The 18,172-nt window shown below is 65.3% G+C and carries 16 protein-coding genes and 1 pseudogene; 4 read left to right on the plus strand and 13 right to left on the minus strand.

Annotated features, from left to right (window positions below; all coding sequences use genetic code 11):
- The first annotated feature begins 69 nt into the window (after nt 1-69).
- Nucleotides 70-1,496 (plus strand): annotated as a pseudogene (locus NG701_RS17350) (mycothione reductase).
- Between the two features lie 9 nt (nt 1,497-1,505).
- On the opposite strand, the gene NG701_RS17355 reads toward NG701_RS17350, so the two are convergent.
- The 8 genes from NG701_RS17355 to NG701_RS17390 form a co-directional block, all read right to left on the minus strand.
- Nucleotides 1,506-2,531, minus strand: coding sequence for a nucleoside hydrolase (locus NG701_RS17355; RefSeq protein WP_252569157.1), 1,026 nt, complete (start codon nt 2,529-2,531; stop codon nt 1,506-1,508).
- A 12-nt stretch (nt 2,532-2,543) separates the two neighbouring features.
- Nucleotides 2,544-3,521: an aldo/keto reductase gene (locus tag NG701_RS17360; protein WP_252569159.1), complete on the minus strand. Its 978-nt coding sequence runs from the start codon at nt 3,519-3,521 to the stop codon at nt 2,544-2,546.
- 11 nt (nt 3,522-3,532) lie between these two features.
- Nucleotides 3,533-4,093, minus strand: coding sequence for a hypothetical protein (locus tag NG701_RS17365; RefSeq protein WP_252569162.1), 561 nt, complete (start codon nt 4,091-4,093; stop codon nt 3,533-3,535).
- Nucleotides 4,090-4,707: a DUF402 domain-containing protein gene (locus NG701_RS17370; RefSeq protein ID WP_252569165.1), complete on the minus strand. Its 618-nt coding sequence runs from the start codon at nt 4,705-4,707 to the stop codon at nt 4,090-4,092. Before NG701_RS17370 ends, NG701_RS17365 begins: the two co-directional genes overlap by 4 nt.
- Nucleotides 4,704-6,677 (minus strand): 1-deoxy-D-xylulose-5-phosphate synthase, encoded by a 1,974-nt coding sequence (gene dxs / locus NG701_RS17375; RefSeq protein WP_252569167.1) that lies wholly within the window; start codon nt 6,675-6,677, stop codon nt 4,704-4,706. The genes NG701_RS17370 and dxs overlap by 4 nt, the downstream gene beginning before the upstream one ends.
- Nucleotides 6,678-6,805: 128 nt before the next feature.
- Nucleotides 6,806-9,616: an aconitate hydratase AcnA gene (acnA, locus tag NG701_RS17380; RefSeq protein ID WP_252569170.1), complete on the minus strand. Its 2,811-nt coding sequence runs from the start codon at nt 9,614-9,616 to the stop codon at nt 6,806-6,808.
- A gap of 152 nt (nt 9,617-9,768) precedes the next feature.
- On the minus strand, nt 9,769-11,184 hold the full coding sequence (locus NG701_RS17385) for a class I SAM-dependent RNA methyltransferase (protein ID WP_252569173.1): 1,416 nt from the start codon (nt 11,182-11,184) through the stop codon (nt 9,769-9,771).
- Entirely contained in the window at nt 11,181-13,157 is a 1,977-nt protein-coding gene (locus NG701_RS17390) for an APC family permease (protein ID WP_252569176.1), read from the minus strand. Before NG701_RS17390 ends, NG701_RS17385 begins: the two co-directional genes overlap by 4 nt.
- A gap of 118 nt (nt 13,158-13,275) precedes the next feature.
- Here NG701_RS17390 and NG701_RS17395 point away from each other — a divergent pair, with 118 nt between their 5' ends.
- Together NG701_RS17395 and NG701_RS17400 are read left to right on the plus strand one after the other, a co-directional pair.
- Nucleotides 13,276-13,947 carry a potassium channel family protein gene (locus NG701_RS17395; protein ID WP_252569179.1) on the plus strand — a complete coding sequence of 224 codons (672 nt, stop codon included), beginning with the start codon at nt 13,276-13,278 and terminating at the stop codon, nt 13,945-13,947.
- Complete coding sequence (locus NG701_RS17400; protein WP_252569183.1) at nt 13,947-14,696, plus strand: potassium channel family protein; 750 nt, start codon at nt 13,947-13,949, stop codon at nt 14,694-14,696. Before NG701_RS17395 ends, NG701_RS17400 begins: the two co-directional genes overlap by 1 nt.
- Here the strand turns inward: NG701_RS17400 and NG701_RS17405 are convergent.
- The 4 genes from NG701_RS17405 to dut all read right to left on the minus strand — a co-directional run bounded on the left by NG701_RS17405 (nt 14,663) and on the right by dut (nt 17,152).
- Complete coding sequence (locus tag NG701_RS17405) at nt 14,663-15,415, minus strand: DUF3159 domain-containing protein (RefSeq protein ID WP_252569186.1); 753 nt, start codon at nt 15,413-15,415, stop codon at nt 14,663-14,665. The two genes, NG701_RS17400 and NG701_RS17405, sit on opposite strands and share 34 nt — an antisense overlap.
- Nucleotides 15,412-15,774, minus strand: a complete 363-nt coding sequence (locus NG701_RS17410) for a single stranded DNA-binding domain-containing protein (protein WP_374208706.1) — start codon at nt 15,772-15,774, stop codon at nt 15,412-15,414. The genes NG701_RS17405 and NG701_RS17410 overlap by 4 nt, the downstream gene beginning before the upstream one ends.
- On the minus strand, nt 15,767-16,504 hold the full coding sequence (locus tag NG701_RS17415) for a DUF3710 domain-containing protein (RefSeq protein WP_252569189.1): 738 nt from the start codon (nt 16,502-16,504) through the stop codon (nt 15,767-15,769). Before NG701_RS17415 ends, NG701_RS17410 begins: the two co-directional genes overlap by 8 nt.
- A 105-nt stretch (nt 16,505-16,609) precedes the next feature.
- Nucleotides 16,610-17,152, minus strand: a complete 543-nt coding sequence (gene dut / locus NG701_RS17420; protein ID WP_252569192.1) for a dUTP diphosphatase — start codon at nt 17,150-17,152, stop codon at nt 16,610-16,612.
- Between the two features lie 115 nt (nt 17,153-17,267).
- On the opposite strand from dut, the gene NG701_RS17425 reads away from it, so the two are divergent.
- A complete protein-coding gene (locus NG701_RS17425; RefSeq protein ID WP_252569194.1) occupies nt 17,268-17,756 on the plus strand; it encodes a DUF3093 domain-containing protein in 489 nt (162 codons plus the stop codon).
- Nucleotides 17,757-17,766: 10 nt separating this feature from the next.
- Here NG701_RS17425 and NG701_RS17430 read toward each other — a convergent pair whose 3' ends face one another.
- Nucleotides 17,767-18,066 carry a DUF4193 domain-containing protein gene (locus NG701_RS17430; RefSeq protein ID WP_252569196.1) on the minus strand — a complete coding sequence of 100 codons (300 nt, stop codon included), beginning with the start codon at nt 18,064-18,066 and terminating at the stop codon, nt 17,767-17,769.
- Nucleotides 18,067-18,172 lie beyond the last annotated feature (106 nt).

Consider the following 18,172-nt stretch of genomic DNA (forward strand, 5'->3'; position numbering starts at 1 on the left):
GCCAGCCGTACGATGTGAAGTGGGCTCGTAAACCGCTGCCCGCCCGCCTGGACCTTCCGAAAGGCACAAATGCCGCATTACGACCTGGCCATCATCGGATCCGGATCCGGCAATTCGCTGATCACCCCGTTCTGGGACGACAGGAAGGTAGCCATGATCGACGCCGGCGTGTTCGGCGGCACATGCCTGAACGTCGGCTGCATCCCCACGAAGATGTTTGTCTACCCTGCTTCTCTGGCCGCCGCACCCCGGGAGGCCGCCCGGCTGGGTGTAGACCTAAGCCTGGACAAGGTGCGCTGGATTGAACTGCGAGACAGGATCTTTGGCCGGATCGACGCGAGCTCCGAGTCCGGCCGGCGGTACCGGGCCGATGAACTGGCCCATGTGCACCTGTACCAGGAACACGTCCGGTTCACCGGTCCACGGACGCTCACCACTGATTCCGGGGTGGCGCTCACCGCGGACCGGGTGGTGGTGGCCGCGGGTTCCCGGGCCGTGCTCCCCGATGTCCCGGGGATCGGCCTGCCGCAGGTGCACACCTCGGACACGGTGATGCGCATCGACGGTCCGCCCGAGCGGGTAGTGGTGGTTGGCGGCGGGTACATCGCCGCCGAGTTCGCTGCCGTGTTCCACGGTTTCGGGGCCTACGTGACGCAGGTGAACCGTTCGCAGCGGCTGCTTCGCGGGAACGACGCCGAAATCGCCGGGCGTTTCGCCGCGGCGGCGGCCGGCCGTTGGCAGCTCAAGCTTGGCTACTCGCTCCAGGCAGTGGAAGACAACGGCGACGGAAGCGTCACCGTGGTGTTCGCGGACGACGACGGCAAACCTCTCCGGGTCGCGGCGGACATCGTACTGATGGCCACCGGGCGGGTGCCGAACACCGACCGGCTGGGCGTGGACGCCGCCGGCTTTGACCTGGATGAGGACCACACCCTGTCCGTGGACGCGAACCTCCGGGTCCTCGCCGGCGGCAAACCCGTTGACGGCGTCTACGCCCTGGGCGACATCGCCAACAGCTACCAGCTCAAGCACGTCGCCCGATCCGGGAGGCCCGGGTGGTGGCGCACAACCTGAAACACCCGGACCGGCTCCGGACCATAGACTACACCGCGGTGCCGTTTGCGGTATTCAGCAATCCGCAGGTGGCCTCCGTGGGCCTGACCGAGGATGAAGCCCGGCAGCAGTCGACAGCGGGGGCGGACATTGTGACCGCAGTCCAGGACTACGGCTCCACCGCGTACGGCTGGGCCATGGAGGACGAAGAAGGTGTGGTCAAGCTCGTGGCCGAGCGGTCCACCGGCCGCCTGCTCGGCGCGCACATCATGGGCCACGAGGCCTCGCTCCTGATCCAGCCGCTTGTGCAGGCGATGGCCACTGACGTATCTGTCCACCAGCTCGCGCGGGGCCCGTACTGGATCCATCCGGCGCTGACCGAGGTGGTGGAAAACGCCCTGCTGGCGCTGGACGTAGACGTGCACGCCGACGCCCCGCTGTAGGGCGAAGGTTCAGCGCAGCCGCGCCGCGAGGCCGCCGACGGACCGTATCAATTCCCCGAAGGCCTGCTCAGGGTTGTTGTCCGAGACGATCCGGGCATTTGGCGGGTGATTCCACAGGTTCCTGTAATCGGCCACGGTGGTCCCCATCAGCAGAGGCGATTCAACTTCGACGTCCACGGTGGCCAGGCGGGTTGCGTAATCGAGCGTCCCGGCGGCCACACCGGCGGCGAAGTAGTCGTGGACGTGCGCCAAATAGCCCTGGCCGTAGAGACGGTGGAACTCAAAGTAGAAGCGCAGGGCATCTGACAGGTGCCGCACCAGCGGACTGTCGGCCGTGCTCCTGAGCCCTTCAGGCTGCTTCGGCAGGACCAGCTCCCGCTCACCGCAGCCAGCCGCCTCCGCGAGCCGAAACACATGCTCGGGCCGCAGCTCGATCCGCTCAGTGGTGTCCAGTGAACAGACAATGGGCAGCCGGTCCACCGGCAAGCCGCGGTAGGCCGCATAAACTTCCTTGGCCGCCTGCGGATCAACGTGCGTATTCCATTCGGCGGTGGGAGTGGTGTTCCCCTGGTGGTAGAAACTTCCTCCCATGATCACCACCCGCCCCAGCAGTTCGGGCAGCCGAGGTTCTCGCCGGATGGCCAAGGCGAAATTGGTCAGCGGCGCCGTGATCAGGGCTGTGAGCTCGCCCGGATGTGCACGGGCGGCCTCCACCCAGACGTCGGCGGCGTGCCGTGCCGAAACCGTCCCGGACGGCGGCGGCAGGACGGCGTGGCCAATGCCCTGGGGTCCGTGGGTTTCCGGCGTGGTCACCAGCGGGATAGCCAGCGGAACTTCCGCACCGACGGCGACCTCCACCCCTGTGCGTCCGCACAGCTCCAGCATGGCGAGCGTGTTTCGCGCCACCTGGTGTGCGTCCACGTTCCCGGGCGACGCCGTCACCGCCACGAACTCCACCTCCGGCAAGGAGGCCAGGTAAGCCAGCGCCAGGGCATCGTCGATCCCGGTATCCACGTCCAGCAGCAGCCTGGTCATCGTCAGGGTTTCCTAAAAGAGTGCCGCTTGGGGGACCTTCGGGAAGATCGCATCCAGTTCCGCGAGCTCCGCCGGCGACGGCGCCCAGGCAACAGCGGCCGCATTTTCGCGGATCTGCTCCGGCCTGGTGGCCCCGGCGATCACGCTGCTGACGGCAGGCTGGGCAGCGAGCCAGGAGAAGGCCACCTGAATCTCGGTCAGGTCGCGCTCTGCCGCGAAGGAACTGAAACGATGGAGCTGGTCCCAGTCGGCGTCGTGCACCATGTTGGTCCGCGTATGGCTCAGCCGCGAGCCGGACGGGGCCGAGCCCGGCGAATACTTGCCCGTCAGCAGGCCGTTGGCCAGCGGGAAGTACGGCAGGACGCCCAGGCCGTAGGCTTCTGCGGCAGGGGTGACCTCCAGTTCGGCCCGGCGGTCCAGAAGGTTGTAGTGGTTCTGCGTGGAGATGAAACGCGTGCCGCCGGCTGCCCTGGCCACAAATTCCGCCTCGGCAATCTGCCAGCCGGCGCGGTTTGAGTGTCCGATGTAGCGGACCTTGCCGCTGCTCACCAGGCCATCCAGGGCGCCCAGCGTCTCTTCGATGGGGGTCAGGGGGTCCGGGGTGTGGAACTGGTAAAGGTCGATCCAGTCCGTGCCCAGCCGCCGCAGCGAGGCCTCCACCGCACGGACGATGTAGCGCCGGGACCCCCGGGCCCCAAAGTCGTTGCCATTGGCACCCCGGACGTCCATGCCGAACTTGGTGGCTACCACCGCATCATCCCGCTTGCCGGCCAGCGCCTTGCCCAGCATCGTCTCGCTGAGTCCGGGCTCGCGCCCGTAGTTGTCAGCGACGTCGAAAAGCGTCATGCCGGCGTCGAGGGCGGCATGGACGACGGCGTCAGTCCCCGCCTGCGATTCGGTCACCGTGCTGGCGCGGCCCAGGTTGTTGCAGCCGAGCCCCACCACGGAGACGGTCAGCCCGGAGTTGCCCAGGCGTCGGTAGTCAGGCATGGATTTCCCGTCTAGAGGCTGAAGGTGTTGGCAGGCTTCGGGGAGTGCTTGAGTTTGAAGTTGTCCGGTTCGTTGAAGGGCGCGGCGCCGATGCTGAGCTTGGTGAAGTCGAGGTCTTCCCCACGGCTGCAGACCTTGATGGCGCTGACGGCCTTGTTCACTTCGGGGCAGAGGCAGACGATGTTCAGTTTGTAGTCGCTGAACTCCGAGCGTTCCACGGTTCCCAGGCCCCGCCAGGCCAGGTGGCTAATGAGGGCGTCTTTCGCCTTTTCCTCAAGGTAGCGGTCACGGTCGGTGCCCTCCTTGGTTTTGAGGGCAAACTGCGCCACTACCCAGAACTGGTCCTCGTCGGAGATTTCGGCGAAGCCGTCCTCTGCGCACTGCACGGCAAAGGCATCCATCAGGCCCTCCACCGCAGCGGCGTCAGCCACATCGGTCTCTTCGGTTTTGCTCTGGTGGCCAACCACGCCGTAGTTCATCACAAACTGGCTGTAGTCCTCGTCGAACCAGCCTTCACGGAAGTGCAGTACTCCCTCGTCGTCCCGTTTGTAGACCCTGATGATTCCGCTCATGACCGTCCCTTCGTGAACCATTCGTCGTCTGTACCGTCGAATGGTGCGTGCTGTGCCTTGACGGCCTGATAAAGCTCATCCGCGGCAGCCTGGATGTCATCCACCAGCCGGTCCGGGTAATTCATGGCGATGCGGTGTTCGGCGAACTCGTCCTGGTCATCGATGAAGACGCCCCGGCCGGCCATGCGGATCACGTCCAGGTCCATGTCGATCACATGGAACTCGGTGACCGCGGGCCGGATGTCCGTCCATTCGTGGGAGACGGCGAGGTCAACGTAGACCCTGACCCCGCTGGGGTGGGCGTCGTCGTAGAACGTGGCCACCCAGTCTCCGGACCGCGGCACCAGCAGCACGGCGTCGGATGCTGTGTAAAAGGCAGCGCCCGGGCGCGAACAGAATTCGTTGGTTCCCTGGAAGATCCACCAGCCGTGCCGGTCCTCGCCGAGGTACCGCCCCGGAACAACCCAGTGGGCCTTTCCGTTCCATTTCCGGTTCCGGGCCACCACCAACTGGCCTGGCTGCAGTCCCGCGGGAACGCGGGTGGTGCTGGTGTGCCTCGCCGGGCTTGAATCCCCGACGGCGGCCGGATACTTCAGTGCGTCTTCTTCCCTCACAGGATGGGCAGGCTTCCGGTGGTGGGGTGCTCCTGGCCTGGCAGGGGGCGCGCGAAGGGGACCTTTGTGCCCAAAACCTGGGCGACGACGTCATGCGTGATCTGCTGGGCCGTCAGCCCGACGCGCTCCAGCACCTGGCTGCGCGTACCGTGGTCCAGGAACTCCGCGGGGAGCCCGACCTCGTTCAGCGCGGTGTCAACGCCGGCTGCGCGCATTTCCTGGCGGATCCGCGATCCGACGCCGCCTGCCCTGACGCCGTCCTCGATGCAGATGACCAGCCGGTGGTGGGAGGCCAGCGCAATGATGGAGCGCCGTACGGGCAGCACCCAGCGCGGGTCCACCACGGTGGTGCTGATGCCTTGCGCGCCAAGGCGGTTGGAGACGTCGAGGGCCAGTTCGGACATAGCTCCGACGCTGACGATCAGGACATCGTTTTCGGTGGACCCGGCCGGCCGGCGGGCCAGGACGTCAACACCGTCGCCCAGCCGCTCGATGGCCTCCACTTCGGCGCCCACGGTGCCCTTGGAGAAGCGCACCACGGTGGGGGCGTCGTTGATGGCCACGGCCTCGCGCAGTTCTTCCCGCAGCCGGGAGGCGTCGCGCGGCGCGGCGAGGTGGAGTCCGGGCACGATCTGGACCATTGCCATGTCCCACATGCCGTGATGGCTGGCCCCGTCCGGCCCGGTGACGCCGGCGCGGTCCAGGACGATGGTGACGCCGGCTTTGTGCAGTGCCACGTCCATCAGGAGCTGGTCAAAGGCGCGGTTCAGGAAGGTGGCATATACGGCCACCACGGGGTGGAGCCCGCCGAAAGCCATGCCGGCGGCGGACGTCAGTGCATGCTGCTCGGCGATGCCGACGTCGATCACCCGGTCCGGATGCTTGGCCGCAAACTTGTGCAGGCCCACGGGAATGAGCATGGCCCCGGTGATGCCCACAATGTCGGGGCGTTCATCGGCGATCTTCGCGATCTCGTCGGCGAAAACAGATGTCCAGGACTGTGCCCCGGAGACTCCCGTCGGTTCGCCCGTTTCCGGATCGATAATGCCGACGGCGTGGAACTGGTCCGCTTCATGGGCCCGGGCCGGGGCGTAACCGTGGCCTTTTTCGGTCATGGCGTGGACAATCACCGGGCCGGCGTAGTTCCTGGCCGTGGACAGTGCGTGCTCCATGGCCTGCAGGTTGTGGCCGTCAACCGGGCCGATGTACTTCATGCCGAGGTCTTCGAACATACCCTGCGGCGCCCACCAGTCCTTGATGCCTTTTTTCATGGCATGCAGGCTCTTGTAGGTGAACTGGCCTATGGGGCCGCCGTTCTGGAGCTTCTTTTTCCACCAGTCCAGCGTGCCCTCATAGGCAGGGGCGGCGCGGAACGAGTCGATGGTGGGGCGCAGTGAGGCAAGGTAGTCCGCGAAGCCGCCCACCGTGGGGGCATAGGAGCGGCCGTTGTCGTTGACCACGATCACCACGCGGCGGCGCTTGTCCGCCGCAATGTTGTTGATGGCTTCCCAGGACATGCCGCCGGTCAGGGCGCCGTCACCGACAACCGCGACGGTGTAGCGGTCGCCTTCCCCGGTCAACTGCCGTGCCCGGGATATGCCGTCCGCCCAGGAGAGGGAGGAGGAAGCGTGGGAGCTTTCCACAATGTCATGCTCGGACTCGGCGCGGGACGGGTAGCCGGACATGCCGCCCTGCTGGCGCAGGGTACTGAAGTCCTGGCGGCCGGTGAGGAGCTTGTGCACGTAGGACTGGTGGCCCGTGTCGAACACGATGCTGTCGCGGGGCGAATCGAAGATGCGGTGCACGGCAAGGGTCAGTTCCACAACGCCGAGGTTGGGTCCGAGGTGTCCACCTGTCTGGGAGACGTTGGTGATCAGGAAACTCCTGACCTCAGCGGCCAGCTCTTCGAGCTGCCCTTGAGAAAGCTGGTTCAGGTCCTGCGGATTCCGGATGGTGTCCAAGATTCCCAATGACCCCTCCTTCGGGTGGTAGACGTGCCTGTTAACTCTAACGCCTCGCGGAAATGCAAAGCCGAAGCCCCGGCTGGTCGGTGACCGGCCGGGGCTTCGAAGGAGTGCTGCGTGGGTTCAGATTCCGGCTAGTTGGCGGAGATCTGGCGCAGGACGTACTGCAGGATGCCGCCGTTGCGGTAGTAGTCGGCTTCGCCCGGGGTATCGATGCGGAGTACTGCATCGAAGGACTTGGCGGAGCCGTCTTCTGCTGTGGCGGTGACCTTGAGGGTCTTGGGCGTGGTGCCTTCGTTCAGGGCGGTGACACCCTCAACCGCAAAGGTTTCCGTGCCGGTCAGGCCCAGGGTGGCTGCGGATTCTCCAGCCGGGAACTGCAGGGGCAGGACGCCCATGCCGATCAGGTTGGAGCGGTGGATGCGCTCGTAGCTCTCGGCGACGACGGCCTTGACGCCCAGGAGGGCGGTGCCCTTCGCTGCCCAGTCACGCGAGGATCCGGAACCGTATTCCTTGCCCGCCAGGACCACCAGCGGGGTGCCGGCTGCCTGGTAGTTCTGCGCGGCGTCGTAGACGTATGCCTGCGGGCCGTCAGCCTGAGTGAAGTCGCGAGTGAAGCCACCTTCGACGCCGTCCAGGATCTGGTTCTTGATGCGGATGTTCGCGAACGTACCGCGGATCATGACTTCGTGGTTGCCACGGCGTGAGCCGTAGGAGTTGAAGTCCTTGCGCTCCACACCGTTGGCCAGCAGGTACTGGCCCGCGGGGGTGTCCGACTTGAAGGAACCGGCCGGGGAGATGTGGTCGGTAGTGACCGAATCGCCCAGCTTCAGCAGCACGCGGGCGCCGGAGATGTTTTGGACGGGTTCCGGCTGCGCCTTGATGCCATCGAAGTACGGGGGCTTCCGGACGTAGGTGGAGTTCGGGTCCCAGGCGAAGGTGTCGCCGGCCGGCGTGTCGAGCGCCTTCCAGCGTGCGTCGCCGTCAAAGACGCCTTCGTAGCCGCGGGCGAACATGTCCTTGTCGATCGAGGAATCGATGACCTGCTGGACCTCAACCGGGTTGGGCCAGATGTCCTTCAGGAAGACGTCGTTGCCGGCTTCGTCCTTGCCCAGGGAATCGGTGTCGAAGTCGAAGTCCATGGAACCGGCCAGGGCGTACGCGATGACCAGCGGCGGGGAGGCCAGGTAGTTCATCTTTACGTCCGGGTTGATCCGGCCTTCGAAGTTGCGGTTACCGGACAGGACCGCGGTGACGGAAAGGTCGTTGGCCTGGATGGCCTCGGAGATTTCGGCGTCCAGCGGGCCGGAGTTGCCGATGCAAGTGGCGCAGCCGTAGCCCACGATGTAGAAGCCGAGCTTCTCCAGGTACGGGGTCAGGCCCGACTTGTTGTAGTAGTCGGTGACAACCTTGGACCCGGGGGCCACGGACGTCTTGACCCACGGCTTCGAGGTCAGGCCCTTGTCGACGGCGTTGCGGGCCAGCAGGGCTGCGGCCAGCATCACCGAGGGGTTGGACGTGTTGGTGCAGGACGTGATGGAGGCGATTGATACCGCTCCGTGGTCCAGCTCGAACTCGCGGCCGTCTTCTGTCTTGATGTGCACCGGGTTGGACGGACGCCCGTGGGCGCCGTTCGCTGCGGACACAACACGGCTGGTCTCGGTGGTGTGCGAGTCGGCGTGCGTGAAGGACGGGGCGTCCGATGCGGGGAAGGACTCGTCCAGGGACTCGTCCACGCTGCCGTCTTCGATGGCGACGTAGCTGTGGATGTCCTTGCGGAACTGTTCCTTGGCATCCGTCAGCTCAATGCGGTCCTGGGGACGCTTGGGGCCGGAGATGGAGGGAACAACCGTGGACAGGTCCAGCTCGAGGTACTCGGAGAACTTGATCTCGCGGGAAGCGTCGTGCCAGAGGCCCTGCTCCTTCGCGTAGGACTCCACGAGGGCCACGTTTTCGTCCGAGCGGCCGGTCAGGCGCAGGTAGTCCAATGTGACGTCATCGATGGGGAACATTGCGGCGGTGGAGCCGAATTCCGGGCTCATGTTGCCGATGGTGGCGCGGTTGGCCAGCGGCACTGCCGCAACACCTTCGCCGTAGAATTCCACGAACTTGCCCACAACACCGTGCTTGCGCAGCTGCTCGGTGATGGTCAGCACCACGTCCGTGGCGGTGGCGCCGGCCGGAATGGACCCGGTGAGCTTGAAGCCCACAACACGCGGGATGAGCATCGAGACAGGCTGTCCCAGCATGGCCGCTTCGGCTTCGATGCCGCCAACGCCCCAGCCCAGGACACCCAGGCCGTTGACCATGGTGGTGTGCGAGTCGGTGCCGACGCAGGTGTCCGGGTAGGCGCGGAGGACGCCGTCGATTTCGCGGGTCATGACCGTGCGTGCCAAGTATTCGATGTTGACCTGGTGCACAATGCCGGTTCCCGGGGGAACAACCTTGAAGTCGTCGAAAGCGGTCTGGCCCCAGCGCAGGAACTGGTAACGCTCGCCGTTGCGCTGGTATTCGATCTCCATGTTGCGCTCCAGTGCGCCGGAGTTGCCGAAATCGTCGATCTGCACGGAGTGGTCAATGACCATTTCCGCAGGAGCGAGGGGGTTGACCCGCTTGGGGTCGCCGCCGAGTTCCTTGACCGCTTCACGCATTGTCGCCAGGTCCACCACGCAGGGGACGCCGGTGAAGTCCTGCATGATCACGCGGGCAGGCGTGAACTGGATTTCTGTATCGGGCTGGGCATTAGGATCCCAGCCAGCCAAGGCACGCACGTGATCGGCAGTGATGTTCGCGCCGTCCTCGGTCCTCAACAGGTTTTCAAGCAATACCTTGAGGCTGAACGGAAGGTTTTCTGCACCTTCAACGGAGTTCAACCGGAAAATTTCGTATTCGGTTCCGGCTACATTAAGTTTGCCTTTTGAACCGAAGCTGTCCACAGTGCTCATCGCAGGACTCCTCTCGCAACAGTTTCATCTTTGTCGCGCGGTAGACCGCTTTCTAGTTAGGCAGGCCTAATTAGTGCTGGCCACAAAAATTGCTGGAGGTCAGCCGTGAATACGGGGCGCGACGTGGGATTACTACCGCAATCCTAGTAGCATCACTGACCCGGCGTCAGCAACGCCACCGTCTCCAGGTGGTGGGTGTGCGGATAGAGATCGAAGGCCCGCAGGCCCGCCAGGGACCAGCCTGCCTGCTGGAAGTACCCCACATCCCGGGCAAACGACGCCGGATCACAGGACACGTAGGCGATGGCGCGGGGCCCGGCGGCGATCAGCTGGCTGACCACGGGCTTCCCGGCGCCCGCCCGGGGCGGATCCAGCACGATGGCGTCGAAATTCCGCGGCTTTTGGCGGAGGACACGTTCCACCCGGCCGTGCTCGATCTCCACTTGCGGCGCACCGTGAAGGTTCTTGCGGGCGTCCCGGCTGGTTCCCGGTGCGCCTTCCACCGAGAGAACCGACCCGGTCTCCCCCACCGCGTCAGCCAACGGAGCCGTGAACAGCCCAGCGCCGGCGTAGAGGTCTGCCACCACGGAACCCGGCGCCAGGAATCCGCCGTTGTGGAGGAATTCTGTGATGGCCCCCACAAGCGTCCCGGGCGCGTCGCGGTGGATCTGCCAGAAACCGGCGCCGGTAACCCTGTAGTCGTGGCCGGCTGCCGACTCCTGGACCCAGGTCCGGCCGCGTAGCTGCGCAACTTCCCCGGTCAGGGGGTCGAATGTGGCCACGGAGACGTCGTCCGGAAGCTGGGCCGCGATGGCGCTGAGCCGCTTGGGCTTGGTGCCGGGAGCAGGAGCCAGCAGCACCAGTGGGCGTGAACCGTTCGAGGGCGCCGCCACCTCCACGCGTTCGATGCCTGTCAGGTCAAGGTCCCACAACCGCAGCCGGTTGATGCGCTCCGATGCGAGCGGCATCTCCCGGACAGCAATGATGTGGTCAGAACGGTGCGCATGCATGCCAAGTTTCCCGCCCGGGGTCACCGAGAAACTGGCGCGCGTCCGCCACCCGAGGCCAGTGCCGGCGTCGTACGTTGAATCCGTCCGCTGGCCGGAATCCGGCCCGCCCGCGTCCACTGCCTCAACGAGGTTTCCAAGGTCCAGCCCTTCGGGCAGGCGTTCGACGGCGGCGAGCCGCTGAAGCTGTTCGGCCAGTACCGCCGACTTGAGCGCGCGCTGGCGGGCCAGGGAGATGTGGCCGAATTCGGCTCCGCCCACCGGCGGATGCCCGTGGGCCCAGGCGCGGAGGGAGTCCGCCAGGCGCCAGAAGTGCTCCACACGGTCCGCGGAGGCCTCCAGCACCTCAACAACGTCGGCTCGCCAGAACTTGGCCGTCTCCCCTGCGTCGGTGACGCGGGCGCGCACTTTTTCGCCGGGGATGCCGTGCCGGACAAAGATCACCCTTCCCTCGTGCCGGGCAACGCAGTGGCCGCCGTGGGCCACCGGGCCGACGTCGAGCACCAGTTCGGTGGGGGCTGCCGTGGCTGCTGACGAGTGGGTCTGCGTGTGGGGGTTCATCGGATATCCTGCATGTTTTTGGCTTCTTCGGACGATTTCAACTGCCATGGAACACTGGCCACCATCACGCCAGGTTCAAAGTGCAGCCGGGTTTTAATACGCAGCGCCGTCTGGTTGTGAACCAGCTGTTCCCACCATTTACCGACCACGTATTCGGGGATGTAGACCACGATCAGGTCGCGGGGCGAATCACGGCGCATGTTCTTGACGTATTCCATGATGGGCGTGATGGTTTCCCGGTACGGGCTGGCGAGCACAGTCAGCGGCACGGGGATCTCCAGCTTTTCCCAGTCGGCGACCGTGTGCGCGGTTTCTTCTGCGTTAATGTCCACCGTGATGGCATCCAGCCGCGACGGCCGCGATGCCCTCGCATAGGCCAGGGCGCGCAACACCGGCTTGCGCACGTGGGACACCAACAGTACTGCGTGGACCCGGGACGGCAAGGCACGCGGCGAGGAGTCCTCGTCCACGGCCAGTTCCTTGGCCACGTTGTCATAGTGTGCCCGGATGCTCCACATGATCAGGAACAGGATGAACATGGCCAGCAGCGCGATCCACGCGCCTTGCTGGAACTTGGTTATCAGCACGATCACCAGCACCAGGGCCGTCATGCCGAACCCGATGCTGTTGATGGTCCGGGACTTCACCATCCGGCGTCGGGCGGTTTTGTCCTTAGCGAGCTTGAGCTGCCTCCCCCAGTGCCGGATCATGCCCAACTGGCTGAGGGTAAAGGAGATAAAGACGCCCACGATGTAGAGCTGGATCAGTTTGGTGACGTCGCCGTTGAACGCGAGGATCAGCACCAGCGCTCCGGCGGCCAGGGCAAGGACACCGTTGCTGAATGCCAGGCGGTCTCCCCTGGTCCGCAGCTGGCGCGGCAGGTAGCCGTCCTGGGCCAGGATGGAGCCAAGCACCGGGAACCCGTTGAACGCGGTGTTCGAGGCGAACACCAGGATCACTCCGGTGGCGGCGACCACGATGAAGAACAGGATTGATCCCGGGCCGAAGATGGTCTGGGCGATCTGGCTGATGGCCGGGCTCTGGATGTAATCCTCCGGCAACGGCAGGCCGTTCATCAGGAACTCCGTCGCAGGGTCCAGCACAATGTGCACCTTCGTGGCGTTTGCCAAAAAGATGATGCCGGCCAGCATGGACGAGGCGATTACGCCGAGCAGCAACAGCGTGGTGGCCGCGTTCTTGCTCTTTGGTTTCTGGAAGTTCGGCACACCGTTGCTGATGGCTTCAATGCCGGTCAACGCGGCGGCGCCGGAGGAGAACGCCCGGAGCAGGAGGAAGGCGCCGGCCAGGCCCACTAGCCCTTCGTCGAAACCGGGAGCCGGCACAATCTCGAAGGCCGCCGACGGTGCTTCGCCCAGCTGGCCTGTCGCGGCCTGGAAGACGCCCACCGCTGTCATGCCGAGGATCGCCGCCATAAAAATGTACGTGGGGACAGCGAAAACGCTGCCGGCTTCCCTGATGCCGCGGAGGTTAACAAGGGCAAGGATTACGACGCCGATGGTGGCGAACAGGGCCTGTTGCCCATGCAGGGAAGGCACCGCCGTGGTGAGGTAGGTGGCCGCCGAGGACATCGAGACGGCCACCGTCAGGACGTAGTCCACCAGGAGGGCTGAGGCCACGGTCAGCCCGGAAAACTTGCCCAGGTTTTCGTTGGCGATCTCGTAGTCTCCGCCGCCGGAAGGGTAAGCGTGTACGTTCTGCCGGTAGGATGCCACCACCGTGAGGAGGACAACCATGACGGCCAGGCCCACCCACGGCGAAAAGACCACAGCACTCACGCCGGCCAGGGCCAGGGTGAGCAGGATTTCATCGGGCGCGTACGCCACGGATGACAGTGCGTCGGAAGCGAAAACCGGGAGTGCTATCCGTTTGGGGAGCAAGGTATGGGCGAGCCTGTCATTCCTGAAGGGCCTGCCCACCAGCACCCGTTTCACGGCATTCAATATTGTCAGCACTCCACAAAGCTAGTCTGATTCCCCGCCCATGTCATGACGGCGTCCGGGCGGATGCAGTACGCGCGCTGCCGGTAGAGTTCTAGCAGCAGCAACAGGCTACGGAAGTTGAGGAGATACGGTGGCGCATTTCGTGATCATGGGATGTGGCCGGGTAGGGGCCACTCTGGCGCATACGCTGGAGGACGCCGGTCATTCCGTCGCCATCATCGACCAGGACGACCGCGCGTTCCGCCGGCTTCGGCAGGGCTTCACCGGCCGGAAAGTCACCGGCGTGGGCTTCGACCGGGACACGCTCCAGCAGGCCGGCGTGGCCGAGGCGTACGCCTTCGCGGCTGTTTCAAGCGGTGACAACTCCAACATCCTCGCCACCCGCGTGGCTCGCGAAACGTTCCACGTCCCCCACGTGGTGGCCAGGATCTACGACCCCGGCAGGGCCGAGATCTACCAACGGCTCGGCATCCCCACCGTTGCCGCCGTCCGGTGGAGCGCAGACCAGGTCTTGCGCCGCATCCTGCCTGAACAGCATCTCGCCGGCGATTTCCGCGAGCCTTCCGGCCGGCTGGTCCTCGCCGAAGTGGACCTCGACGCCGGCTGGATCGGCCACCGGATCAGCGCGGTCGAAAAAGCTGCCGACATCCGGGTGGCATACCTCACCAGGTTCGGCGAGGGCATGCTCCCCGAAACCGGGACTTCGTACCAGGACGGCGACACAGTCCACGCCATGCTGCCGGTGGACCGCAGTTCCCAGGTCGCCCAGATTCTGGCCAAAGCACCCGCCAAGGAGTTGTAGTGAAAGTTGTCATCGTCGGCGCCGGCAGCGTCGGGTCATCGATCGCCAGGGAACTGCTGGCCCACAAGCACGAAATCCTGCTGATCGACCTCAAACCTGAGGTCATCGGGCGCAGCGGGCTGCGCGGCGCGCACTGGCTGGTGGGCGACGCCTGCGAGCTCAGCACCCTGCAGGGAGCGAAAGTGGAGGACGCCGACGTCGTTGTTTCAGCCACGGGCGATGACAAGGTGAACCTGGTGGTCTCGCTCCTGGCCAAGACCGAATTCGGCGTGGGCCGCACGGTGGGCCGGGTCAACAACCCCAAGAACGACTGGATGTTCAACGACTCCTGGGGCGTGGACGTTGCCGTCAACACCCCCCAGCTGATGACCGCGCTTGTGGAGGAGGCGGTGGAGATCGGTGACCTGGTACGGCTCCTGACACTGCAGACCGGCGTCGCTTCGCTGGTGGAGTTCACGGTGCCGCACGATTCCCACGTCATTGGCCTGACGGTCGGCGACATCCATTGGCCCGAGGACGCCACGCTCGTGGCAATCCTCCGGGACCACGCGCCCATCACTCCCAGCCGAGATGACGTGATCGATGGCGGGGACGAGTTGTTCTTCGTCACCACCATTGCGGCCGAGGACGAGTTGCGGGCGCTGCTGTCGCCCGAATCAGCGGAGGAGCCGGAGGAGGCCTCCCATGAGCCCGAAGGCGTGCAGCCTGCCGAAACTCAGGCGCCGGAGGACGACGGCTTCGGCGGCTGATCCGACGTCGGAGTATCGGCGTCCGCCGGTACCGGCCGGGTGAGCAGCCACGCGATCCAGACGCCCAGGATATAGAGCGGCGCCCCCATGATCAGGCGGGTCGTGGCCAGGGCGGCCAGTCCGTCCTCGCCCATCAGGTACAGGGGAACCTGGACCACCAGCCGAAGTACCAGGACCGCCACAATGATCCACGTGCCCAGGCGGTAAGCCTTGAGCCGCGCGGGATCCTTGCGCCAGTCCAGCCCTTCGTTGCGGATGATCCCGAACAGCAGGCCGGCCACCGGCCACTTGATCGCGATGGAGACCACCATGGCGAGGATGTAGGCGGTGTTCGTGAAGAAGCCCGGCAGGTAGAAGTCCTCGGCCTTGCCGGTAGTGTTGGCGAGCCAGGCCGAGATTCCCACCCCCACCACTCCGGCGAGGGCCTGGGTCAGCGGGCGCCGCTGGACGAGGCGGACCACCGTAAACACCGCGGCGGAGGCCAGCGCGGCCACCAACGACGGCGTCAGGTCCCGCGTGATGGTAAAGGCGATCAGGAAGACCAGGCCGGGCACAATGCTCTCGGCGATGCCCTGGATTCCTCCGGCGCTCTTGAGGACATCGATCCGGCCGTCATGGGTGCGGTGCAGGCCGGCTTTGGCCGCATAGCCCTCAGCAAGTCCCTTCACCGCGGACGGCTCGGGCTGTTTGGACGGCTCGGGCTGCTGGGGCGAGGTCATTCGTTCTCCTGGCGGGAAAGTATTTCATAGCGTGGATTGAACATGGTGGGCAGGCCTTGGCTTTGGGACAGCATGCCCTCAAGGCGGACTACGGTCCCGGCCTCGATGCCCGGCACCCTGCGCCGCCCCAGCCAGACCACACGCAGGCGGCCACCCGTTCCCTGTGCCGGTTTGGCGCCCGTCTCGCGAATGTCGGGGTCCGAGACAATGGCGGTGAATGCCGCGTTCCGGTCCGCGGGCATGTACGTGACCGATTCGATGTGCCCCTGGCACACCACCCTCCCCCGTTCCGGCAGCCGGCTGACCGGCATCCCCGCGTCCGGGGAGGAGCCCGGGGGACCTTGGCGGGAATCAGCCAATCTGGGTGGTTTCCGGACCACGTTCGGGGCCCTTGAACTCGGGGGCATTGAATTCGGGGGCACCAGGCGGCGGCGTGACGCTGGCATCCTTGGGCAGCCGCAGCTGAAGCAGGTCCCGGGGCGGCATGGGGCTGTCGCCCCGGATGACCACAATCTTGCGGAAAAGGGACTCAAGCGGTGCCGCAGCCTCGCGCTCCATCGCTGCCGCGCCGCCCAGGACGCCGCGCAGGAACCAACGCGGCCCGTCGATGCCTATGAAGCGCGCCACCCGGTAGCCCTGGCTGCCGTCCTGTGCACCGGCGGGCAGTTTGGCGATCAGTTCGGTTCCGAAGCCACCCTGGACTTCTTCAACCTGCCCGCCCTGGCTTCCCACGGACTGACCGATCTGTTCGCGGATCTCGTCCCACAGCCCCTCGGTCTTGGGAGCAGCAAACGCCTGCAGCTGAAGGCTGGAGCCGTTCAGGTCCATGGTCACAGCGACCACGCGCTGGGTGGCTTCCTCAACTTCGAGCCGGAGCTGGAGCCCCTCGCTCGGGGAAATCAGCAGCGCACCAAGGTCAACATAACCCTCGCGGCTGGGGACCTCGGAAACATCAAAGGGGCCCGAAACCCGACGCCCGGCGTCCGCCGAGGCCGTGTCAGCGGAATCCGTTGATTCCACTGAGGCCTGGGATTCGTCCGGGTCGGCCGGCTGTTCCTTCTTTGATTTCCTACCGAGCCCAAAAAACATGGGGATTGTCTCCTTAGTTGTGAAAGTGACTCGCCGGGCCCGGTGGGTACCGTCGGAAGTCTTGCTGCCGCGGGCAACCAACTCTCGTTGCCGCCGTCGGCTGTGTCAGGCGTTTGGCGAGGTGAAGCCGCCGGTGGATCCGAATCCGCCGGCTCCCCGCACCGATTCGCTCAATTCGTTGACGGGGACAAACTGCGCATATTCCACCCGCTGGATCACCATCTGTGCAATTCTATCGCCGCGCCGCAGCTCGATGGCGTTCCTGGAATCGGTGTTGAGGAGGGTCACGGAAATTTCCCCGCGATAACCGGCATCCACAGTGCCGGGCGCATTGACGATAGTCAGCCCATGCTTCGTGGCCAGGCCGGAGCGAGGGTGGATCAGGGCTACAAACCCGTCCGGCAGCGCGATGGAAACACCGGTAGCCACCAGCTTCCGCTCCCCCGGTGCCAGGACCACATCGTCCCGAGCCCGCAGGTCAGCTCCCGCGTCGCCGGGGTGGGCATAGGACGGTGCCTCCAGCCCGGCGTCGAGCATTTTCAGCTGCACCTGAAGCGTCGGGGCCCCGTAGGCTGCGGCTGTATCCGGTGCAGAGCCGGCCAGCTCTTTGTCAGGAACGGTTTCAACAGTGGCAAGTTCGTCAGTCACAGTCACTCACTCTAACGCCCAGCCGCAGTTCCGTCCTAGATTCAAGGGGACGCCGCAGGCCAAGACAGGATGAACCCAAGATGAAATAGCCAGCCAAAGGTGGAAAGCTGGGGGCATGCCCGAATCCAGCTCCACCGCGCCCGTCCCTGACGCCCCCTCTGCCGGCACCCCGGCAGTTTTCCGGGAGAGGCTGTGGCCGAACGTCTGGATCTGGATCATCGCGGCGGGGATCTCCGGTGCCGGGATCCTCGTTTTCGCCCCGATCAGCATGGTTGCGGGCTATACGGCGGCCGGCGTCCTGTTCACCATCATGGCTGTCCTGCTAGTGCTGTCCACTCCGACGATCCTGGTCACCAGTGACGCCTTGACGGTAGGACGCGCCACCATTGAGCGCCGCTTCGTCGGCGACGCGGCAGCGTTCCACGGTAAGGACGCCACGGCCCAGCGGGGGACCCGGCTCAATGGCCTCGCCTACCTGTGTATCCGTGGCTGGATCGACCCGGTGGTGCGGATCGAAATCACGGACCCGTCTGACCGGACCCCCTATTGGCTGACGTCGTCCAGGCGGCCCGAGGAACTCGCTGCCGCGCTTTCGCGGAAATAGGCACCCCGGATCAGCCCTCGCACTCCCTGCAATAGAAGTGGCCGTCTTTTTCCCGCGCAATCTGCGAACGGTGCCGGACCAGGAAGCACGAGGAACACGTAAACTCGTCCGCCTGCGGAGGCACCACCAGTACCAGCAGCTCCTCGCCGGACAGGTCCGCCCCGGGAAGCTCGTAACCTGCGGCGAGGTCGCTTTCGTCCACATCAACCGCGGCCGTCGGTTTATCTGATTGCCGGGTTTTCAGATCTTCCAGCGAATCCTCGGTGAGGTCTTCTTCGGATTTTCGCGGCGCATCGTAGTCGGTGGCCATCTCGGCTCCGTCCCTTTCCGGTCAGCGGGTGACACCCTTGATAACGCCGGACACCTCCTGTTTGTGCCCCCGGTCCGCTGGCACTGCGCAAACCCCCACTGCTGAC

Source organism: Pseudarthrobacter cellobiosi (assembly GCF_023913815.1).
Lineage (GTDB): Bacteria > Actinomycetota > Actinomycetes > Actinomycetales > Micrococcaceae > Arthrobacter > Arthrobacter cellobiosi.

Excerpts from the sequence above, each read along its gene's own strand:
- NG701_RS17355 (WP_252569157.1), bottom strand. The coding sequence starts at position 2,531 with ATGACCAGGCTGCTGCTGGACGTGGATACCGGGATCGACGATGCCCTG.
- NG701_RS17360 (WP_252569159.1), bottom strand. The coding sequence starts at position 3,521 with ATGCCTGACTACCGACGCCTGGGCAACTCCGGGCTGACCGTCTCCGTG.
- NG701_RS17365 (WP_252569162.1), bottom strand. The coding sequence starts at position 4,093 with ATGAGCGGAATCATCAGGGTCTACAAACGGGACGACGAGGGAGTACTG.
- acnA (WP_252569170.1), bottom strand. The coding sequence starts at position 9,616 with ATGAGCACTGTGGACAGCTTCGGTTCAAAAGGCAAACTTAATGTAGCC.
- NG701_RS17385 (WP_252569173.1), bottom strand. The coding sequence starts at position 11,184 with ATGAACCCCCACACGCAGACCCACTCGTCAGCAGCCACGGCAGCCCCC.
- NG701_RS17405 (WP_252569186.1), bottom strand. The coding sequence starts at position 15,415 with ATGACCTCGCCCCAGCAGCCCGAGCCGTCCAAACAGCCCGAGCCGTCC.
- NG701_RS17415 (WP_252569189.1), bottom strand. The coding sequence starts at position 16,504 with ATGTTTTTTGGGCTCGGTAGGAAATCAAAGAAGGAACAGCCGGCCGAC.
- NG701_RS17425 (WP_252569194.1), top strand. The coding sequence starts at position 17,268 with ATGCCCGAATCCAGCTCCACCGCGCCCGTCCCTGACGCCCCCTCTGCC.
- NG701_RS17430 (WP_252569196.1), bottom strand. The coding sequence starts at position 18,066 with ATGGCCACCGACTACGATGCGCCGCGAAAATCCGAAGAAGACCTCACC.